This is a genomic window from Halanaerobium sp., from assembly GCF_003070835.1.
The window spans coordinates 1-8,251 of sequence record NZ_QBLR01000147.1 but is presented as its reverse complement, the minus strand read 5'-3'; the positions used below and the strand labels follow the sequence as shown (position 1 = coordinate 8,251).

Genomic DNA, 8,251 nt, shown 5'->3' with positions numbered 1-8,251 from the left:
GAATCGAGTAGGAGGGAAATAATTAATTTATTTCCCGACCTCTCACACCACCACAGCTTACCGTTCGGTACTGGGCGGTTCATTAAGATTTAATTACTTGTGCATATCTTTCCTTAAAACTAAAGTATCCCAGCCTCTTTAGAAATTGGTTGGTAAAGGTTCTTGTGAGTATTTGGCTATTGGATATTCTCCAGTAGCCTTTTCTTGTGTTAGCATATTGCCACGCTTTAGGCTCTCTAATACCAAGTTTCTTGAGCATCCTAAAACGAGTTCTAACTCTTTTCCACCTTTTCCAGTAGCACATTCTTATTCGTCGTCTTGCCCACTGGTCAAGAGCTCGTATCTTGCTTTTCATATCAGCTATTTTGTAATAGCTGACCCAGCCTGTGATTGTCTGTTTTAATTTCTTAAAACGATATTTCATCGTCCAAGGCTTGCTTCTTGATGTGAGTTCTTTTATCTTTGTTTTAATTTTCTTGATTGATTTCGGGTGGACTCTAACCCTTACTTCACCATTCATCCGATAAAATGAGAACCCCAAGAATTTTCTTCTCCAGGGTCTGCCGACTGCACTTTTTATTGTATTAACTTTTAGTTTCAATTTCTTTTCAATAAATACAGTTAGACTTTCCATGACTCTTTCGGCCGCTTTTCTACTTTTAACGTAGATCTGACTATCGTCAGCATAGCGACAGAATTTATGATTGCGTTTCTCCAGTTCTTTATCCAGTTCATCCAGCATAATGTTACTAAGCAGTGGACTTAAAGGTCCGCCCTGCGGGCATCCCTCGTCTGTTTTCTTGATTAAACCATCAATCATTACTCCTGAGTTAAGATAAGCTCTTATTAATTTCAGCACTCTTTTATCCTGCACTTTTCTGGCTACTAAAGACATCAGTTTATCATGTTGAACAGTATCAAAATACTTTTCAAGGTCGATATCGACCACCCATGTATACCCGTCTTTTATATATTCTTTAGCTTTATTTACTGCCTGATGTGCATTCCTTCCAGGTCTGAAACCATAACTATATTCTGAAAATCCTGGGTCAAATATTGGTGTCAGTTGTTGTGTGATTGCTTGCTGTATCATTCTATCTGTTACTGTTGGAATACCAAGTAGTCTTACTCCACCACCAGGCTTAGGTATTTCTACTCTTCTTACTGCCTGTGGTTTGTAGTTACCTTCCAGTACATCTTTCAGAAGCTGACTGCCATTTCTTTCAAGATGGGGTAGAAGTTCATCTACACTCATTCCGTCAATTCCATGACTGCCTTTGTTCTTAACGACTCTTTTATGTGCCCTATTTAGGTTAGGAGCCGCTAGAATTTTCTCCATCAGATTACTGGAGTCTGCATTTTCACCGTTTCTTACATTCGGCAACGCCGCAGAAACACTCTGCACTCTCTCATTACTTCCAGCTTCCAGCCTTTTATCCTGAGAGCAGCCTTCATATGAAGTTGTCTGCTTTCTATGTGTTTCCGTCGAGTTGTTCAAATTTAAGGAACCTCCTAATGTTTCATCCTTCAATTGATGTATATATCCATCAATCTACTATGACTTCTGCTGCATTCTGACAGTTCAGCTCTTACATTACTGTAGAGTTTATTGCTTAGAAATTCATCACCACAATATGCTATCAGAACCTTCCCTGGTTAAGACTATTTACTTTCACTTCACCTATCTGCTGTATTTACACTTCCTGTCTTGAATAGTTTTGGGCTTTGTTTTGTTTGGCAAACTCACCCACAGGATTGTGCCTTTTATACAGTTTGTATTCCTCAGACCGAAGTTTTGCCTCCAACTTCCTTCAGATTCCACCTCACGATGGACACCCTTCTCTTCAGCTAGTGGTTGGCACTATTAACCCCCACATCAGACTTTCACTGATTAGCAAATATTCATGCCAGGCAAACCAAGAACAAGCCCCGGCATTTAAACCGGGGCTAAACAGAGCATTACTGCTCTGGGATAACTTAATCTCCATAGACTATTGGAATATCAATATTATGGTGATCAAGTTGATCCTCTGTTATAAAGATCTCTTGAGTGTAACCGTTCAAGGGTTTTGTTCCTTTTGGTAGAGATTCTTTTAAGAGAGTTAACTCGTGAAATCCTAATGGCACATTCTGAAAATAATATTCTCCAATCTGATCTGTATAATCCTTTTTATTAAGACCGGCAACTTCCATTCCTGCCCACATCAGATATTCATCATCTTCATCTTTAAGACCATTGGCATTTTTATCAATAAAAACATTACCGCTGATTGTACCATTAATTGTTACCCCAAAGTTCTGCATAACATTCTGGTTATCCTTAACTCTTACCAATATTTCTTCGGTAACCGGTGTATAATCAGCTATCAGGTTACGGTAGTCGAAGTTGAGAAAATATATGTCATTAAAATATGGTTTAAAGATAAAAAAACCATCTTCATCACTGACAGAGAGCATATTCCCCAGCCTCATTGGAATATTTTCCAGCTTTCTTTCGCCTGGATCCATAATTCCATTATAATTTTCGTCAAGATAAGCATAGCCTGCTACAATCGGCCGAGGTTCAATATCAGTGAATCTAGATTTTCTGGTCTCTTCTCCGATAAATGAAAGAGCATGTGAATAAGAAATAGTGGCATATTGTTCATACTCATTATTAACAAAATCAGCATATTCTCTGCCAATTTCTATTTTTATCTCACTTTCATCATCTCTAATAATATCATAGGCTGCACTAAAGGAAGTACCTGGCTCTCCTTCATCTGGAACGATATATTCACCTAATAATCTAATATAGCCAGGGTTGTTTGAATGATAATAATTACCCGACAAACTAACTGACTGATAATCACTTAAAAATTCAGAATGATAATCTTTTAGTTCGGCAATTAGACTAAATTCTCGATTAAAATAATAATTTAAGCGGAGATTACTTTCTTCATCAATTCTAGCTTCTGATTCTTCTTCATTTCGTTTAGTTCCTAAGGATAAAGAAGCTCTTCTACCAAATGACAGCCTAATCTCTCCATCATATTCACGGTCATAGTATCTTGTCCCCTCATCATCTCGCTGCATTTCACCATCATAATTTGCTGATAGTAAGAGATAATCACCAAAGCGCTTATACACTCCTAATTCTGCTTCATAATCCTGATAATTTTCCTGGTAGAAATCACTTACTTCAATTTCATTATCATAATAACCAAGATCACTTGAAACTCTAAAGCTTCTTCCATATATATTATTTTCCAGCCCAATACCCTTCCTTATCTTATCTCCTAAAAAGATATATACTTGATCATTTTGATCTGTAAAAGAATATTCAGATCTGTTGTCCTCATAATAAAGGGATAGAGCATTGTAGTTTCTCCAGCCAGGGTTATAGATAACTTTAAAAGTATAGTAATCACTTTCATCAATCTCATCTTCAAGTGTTTTTCTCTGACCAACTGTTGGATTAATACTAATGTTATTAGCTAAATCAAGACGAAAAGAAAGCGACTTGTTTTCTCCCTCATCTTTTTCCATAAAGTTGGCGGTTTCTGGAGGAATATATAGATAAATCCCCTGAATATAACCATTTAATAAACCATATAAAATACTGGCTTCAGCTCCGCTTTTTAAGCTATCTTTTTTACCAGCTATTAACCAGTCCAGGTTGATTACTGTTCGAGAATTTATTCTAAATGAAAAGCCACTAATTGAAGAAACAACTTCTTTAGTTAACTCACTATCCGGATTTAATGATTCATTATAAATAGCTGTTTCTATATGAGCTGAAAGATTTTTATTAAAAGCATAGTTTGATCTAAATGCTCCAAAATATCCTTCCCAGTCATCTCCAGAATAATCGTCATCACGATAACGACCCCCAAAAAGTTCATATTCTTTTACCTTTGAGTTCAAAACATCACTTGAGCCAGTGATATACTGTACTCTCTTTTCTTCTTGACCATCAGAAGTTAACTTTACAACCTCTATTTTATTTAAATATCTGGCTCTTAATTCAATATTTTCAAAAGTGTACTTGCCATCAGTTTTAATATCTCTTTTTTTAAATAAACTATTATTCAAATAAAGAGATACCTGATCACCTATATTAACTTCAACAGTTACATTAGTATAGGGAATTAATTTATAACTCAACCTATCAGGCAGAGAAAAGTATAAGCCCTGCATTTCATTATTTCCCATAGTTTCTTCCAGCCGGAAATCATGATCTCCGGCTATAATTAGCATATTATTTTCCTGATACTTAAATTTTATTCTATCAAGTTCAAAATCAACTTCACTGCTGTCAATACTGTATTTTAGATCATTATTTAAATAATAAGCCCAGTTTCCAGTTCTACCATAAAAATTTAAATCTCCATTAATCTCTTTATCTTGACCACCAAAAATTCTATCTTCTAAATTTAATTGAATTCTATAATGGACAGAACTCAGCTGAAAAGATTTTGTTTTATCTCCCAAAATCTCTTTTTCTTCTTCCTGATAGATTAATTTCTCTTTTTCTCCTTCCTCTTCCTCTTCTTCCAGACCCTCTTCTATTTCAATATCTTTAAAAAATTCTCCTTCCACTACAACTTCCTGCAGAGAATTATTCCAGCTGATCTGATAATCTGTTAAATATTCAAAAACTTCTTTTGCCAGATAAAACTCACCTCCAGCAATCACAGGAGGCCTATCATCCCATTCCGGGTGTTCTAAATATTTTTTTGCTTTTAAATCAATTCTGACCTCACGCTGCTCTTTTTCTATGGTCAGCAGCGAGAGATCTCTATTAAAGTTGAGCTCCACTTCAAGATATGGTGCAGTCAAATTAGCCGGCAAAAGTATATAGTCTTCTTTGCTAAAATAAAATATTTCAAAAAAATCATCCTGGTTATAGGTCTGCTCTCTGTTTGTATCGAAAAGTGTTAGCAAAACAATACTTGTTTCGATATCTAAATTGTCTTCAACTAGTTCCTGCGCCTGGATAAGAAAAGAGCTTAGAAACAAAACTATAAATAGAGTAATTACTATTAAGTTTTTCATGTTTTCCACCAGCCTACTCTATTTTGATTGGAATCTGATATTCAGCGTTTCTATTAATATTATGAAGATTAAATTTAAACATAAAATTGTAATCGCCCGCTTCAAGTCTGTCTTCTAGATAAAAAGCAAATTCTCTTTCATTATGGGGAAGTATTAAGAGTTCAGGCAGTTTTTTTTCCATAACAACATTATTATTACTATCAACGATCCGATATGAAGGATAATATCTAATATGAGCTTCTCCGTCATTTTTAACTTTAACTATTATTCCCTGAGGCAAGCCAACATCATTTTTGAAAACTCGTAAACCTAAAAACTTAAAATTATATTTTACATTTTCAGGTATAAAATAGATCACTGTACCAACCTGACTTTTTACTCTTGAGCCAGTAGCTACATCAATCTGGTCAGTTTCATGTTCAAAAAAAACTACACCTCTTCGTTCTTTTGGAAACTCAGTAATTTCTGGATCTGAAATTGTAAATCTAATAACCTGTTTACCACCTGCAGGAACAGTAAAGATTCGAGGATTAAACTTAATTAACCCATCTAAACTATAATCAGTCTGCCCGGCATCAAAAAATATTACAGAATCTCTTTCATCTAAGGACCAGTCATTTAAAAAGGCTGTCAATTCAACTTCTTCCTCACCAGAATTAAATACCTCAATTAATCCAGTATTATTTTTCTTCTCCAAAGTATTGATTATTATTCTGGAAGGATCCACTTTGATAGAAGCTTTAACCTGCATAATTAAATTACTAGAAATCAAAATAAGAATAATCATTATTATAATTTGTAAAATTCCTCGCATTTTAATATTTCTAAACATAGAAATTACTCCTTTCTACTTATTCAGGGGCTGAAATTTCAGCCCCTGCCTTGTAGTGGAAAAATTATATTCTTCCTTATTAATTGAGTTATACTGCTTAGATGGTTACTGCTCTAAATAGTATTTCGCCATCATAACGACCATGAGTTACATCCATGTCATAAGGTACTCTAAAGTTGTGTAAAGCCTCCATTTTAACACCTGGAGTTCCGTTGAATTTAACAACCTCTGGAGCACCAACTATAGCAAAAGTATCTTCTGTCCATGAACTTTCATTAATTTTAGTTCTCATATCCATTGGAAGTAAATCATCGGCTGTATTAGACAGTGGATCAGCCTTAACAGAATACTTAAACTGATCATTAGAAATCACTTCTACCACAAACATATCACAGGCACCAATATAAACATCTGAGCCAGGATTGATTTCTGCATTCTGTCCATGGCCTAAGGATACCCAGTCATTATTTAAGAATCCACCAATTTCATTATCAAAAACAATGTGGTAACCAGTAGCATCTCTTTCGGCTGTAGCATTTGCACCATAACTAATTGCTGCTGTTGTTCCCTGGTTACCTGTTAATTTCATTTCGATAAAGCAAGGGATATATGCTTCAACATCAACTAATATTTCTACAACTTGATTACGGCCATCACTATCAAGAGTATATCCAGTTCTATCTAGATCTTCTAGAATAGTATACATACCTGGATCATTTGCATCTACATGATTGTAAACAACTACACCATCATCATTAACATGCTCACTATAATTTCCATAAGACTCGCTCCAGATAGCACTTTCATCAAATACTAATGGATTTGTGAGAGTTCCTGGATAACTAGGTTGTGCCATAACAGCACCTGAGAGCATAAATACCAACGCTAAAGCTAATACCAACATTTTTTTCATAATAAATTCCTCCTTATTTTTTTAAAACCCTTTTCCACACTGAAACTTTATATTAAGTATCAGCCTGAGCTGATAGCGTAACCAGGTTTATTGCTCAAGGGAAAAACTTATCTGATAGTCTTTTTCTCCAGCAATTACTTTTCTAAAATCTTCTATTCTCAGCTGATAAAAAATTTCTGCCTGACCCGAACTTAATTTGGCTGTGTTTGAGCCATTAGCAATAACTGTTTCCACTGCATTTAGGTTAACAAACTCACTCTTGTAATCTACAAAAGATCTGCTCTCAGAATCTGCAGCAACTCGAATTGAAAGATTATCTGTATTTTCTTCTGCAATCATTACTTTTAACTTCCAGTCAGTATTCGATCTAATTAAAATTTTCTGCTGACCGGAGCTGAAAAGGCCCATTGATCTATTTTCAACATTTTCTATTTTAGCATTTTGAGCTGTTCCATTTAAGATTTCCATCCAGGGTCTAATCTCAAAAATTATCTCTATTTCTATAATTTTAATATCATCCCGCAGATAAAGACTGTTTTTGTATAAGCCTGGTTCATATTCTGCTTTTAAATTTAATTCTAAATTGAGATTTTGGTTGTAAAGCAATCTATCTTTTTCTATATTAAGATGTCTGCTTGAGAGAGGAAGAGAATCCTCTCTGCTGATCAGCTTTAAATTTGAAGACCCTATCTTTTGATTATCAGATCTGAAATAATCATCAGTTGTGTAGATGCTGATAATTTCTCCTTCCAGATTTTGAACTGGAATCGAAAATTTAAAACTTTCATCTGTGCGAGGGGTAAAACTGCCGAGATAAACTCCAGCTGCTAAAGCCTGAAATTGGGACAGAAAAACAATTATGGTTAATATAATAATAATCTTTAATTTCATACTTTTCCGCCTCCTTTATCCGCTAAATTAATAATAACAATCTCATCTCTAAAAAATATATAATAAATCTCTAAAAAATCTCTAAATATAAAATTTAATTAAAATTATGAAAAATAATCATTTTTAATTAAAACCCTGGTTTCTAAGCCAGGGTTAAACAGAGCAAAAATAAATGCTCTGGAATAGTTTTTTTTGACAGGAGCTGAAATTCAGCTCCTGTCTTGTAGTGGAAAAGCTTTAATTTCTGTAGTATTTACTTATATATTTTTAAAGGAGCGGTATTTTGTAAATTAATCCAAACATCAGCTTTAACTATTAATAACTCAACTTTCGGCGTTAGAAATCATTAATGATTTCTTGATATAACCAGGAAGAAGCTCAAAAAAGTAGTCTAATAGGTCATTTATCTTTTCTTCAGTTAATGTTGAATAATCATGTAGAGTCTTTTTGAAAAGGTCTATGATTAAAAATAATGCTTCAATATGACTTAAATCTTTTAGCTCATCACAGTATTCAAAAAACATACCGCCAAAAGTCTTTTCGTCTTCATTTTTTCTGACATCTAAAGTCAGCATAAT

General features: G+C 34.3%; 5 protein-coding genes and 1 pseudogene. All 6 read right to left on the bottom strand.

Annotation, left to right across the window (positions count from 1 at the left end; translation table 11 throughout):
* Window positions 1-82: 82 nt before the first annotated feature.
* The gene (gene ltrA, locus CI949_RS13370) at window positions 83-1,498 is read right to left on the bottom strand and encodes a group II intron reverse transcriptase/maturase (protein ID WP_290767263.1); all 1,416 of its coding nucleotides are present in this window, start codon (window positions 1,496-1,498) and stop codon (window positions 83-85) included.
* Window positions 1,499-1,977: 479 nt separating this feature from the next.
* Window positions 1,978-5,037, bottom strand: coding sequence for a hypothetical protein (locus CI949_RS13365; RefSeq protein WP_290767262.1), 3,060 nt, complete (start codon window positions 5,035-5,037; stop codon window positions 1,978-1,980).
* Between the two features lie 13 nt (window positions 5,038-5,050).
* Complete coding sequence (locus CI949_RS13360) at window positions 5,051-5,869, bottom strand: hypothetical protein (RefSeq protein WP_290767261.1); 819 nt, start codon at window positions 5,867-5,869, stop codon at window positions 5,051-5,053.
* A 97-nt stretch (window positions 5,870-5,966) separates the two neighbouring features.
* Window positions 5,967-6,782 (bottom strand): hypothetical protein, encoded by an 816-nt coding sequence (locus CI949_RS13355; protein ID WP_290767260.1) that lies wholly within the window; start codon window positions 6,780-6,782, stop codon window positions 5,967-5,969.
* 87 nt (window positions 6,783-6,869) lie between these two features.
* Window positions 6,870-7,673 carry a hypothetical protein gene (locus tag CI949_RS13350; RefSeq protein ID WP_290767258.1) on the bottom strand — a complete coding sequence of 268 codons (804 nt, stop codon included), beginning with the start codon at window positions 7,671-7,673 and terminating at the stop codon, window positions 6,870-6,872.
* Window positions 7,674-7,996: 323 nt separating this feature from the next.
* Window positions 7,997-8,251, bottom strand: a pseudogene (locus tag CI949_RS13345) (IS4 family transposase); the annotation flags it as partial.

Bases quoted from the DNA above. Each gene is read 5' to 3' on its own strand.
- CI949_RS13365 (WP_290767262.1), bottom strand. From the start codon at position 5,037: ATGAAAAACTTAATAGTAATTACTCTATTTATAGTTTTGTTTCTAAGC.
- CI949_RS13360 (WP_290767261.1), bottom strand. From the start codon at position 5,869: ATGTTTAGAAATATTAAAATGCGAGGAATTTTACAAATTATAATAATG.
- CI949_RS13355 (WP_290767260.1), bottom strand. From the start codon at position 6,782: ATGAAAAAAATGTTGGTATTAGCTTTAGCGTTGGTATTTATGCTCTCA.
- CI949_RS13350 (WP_290767258.1), bottom strand. From the start codon at position 7,673: ATGAAATTAAAGATTATTATTATATTAACCATAATTGTTTTTCTGTCC.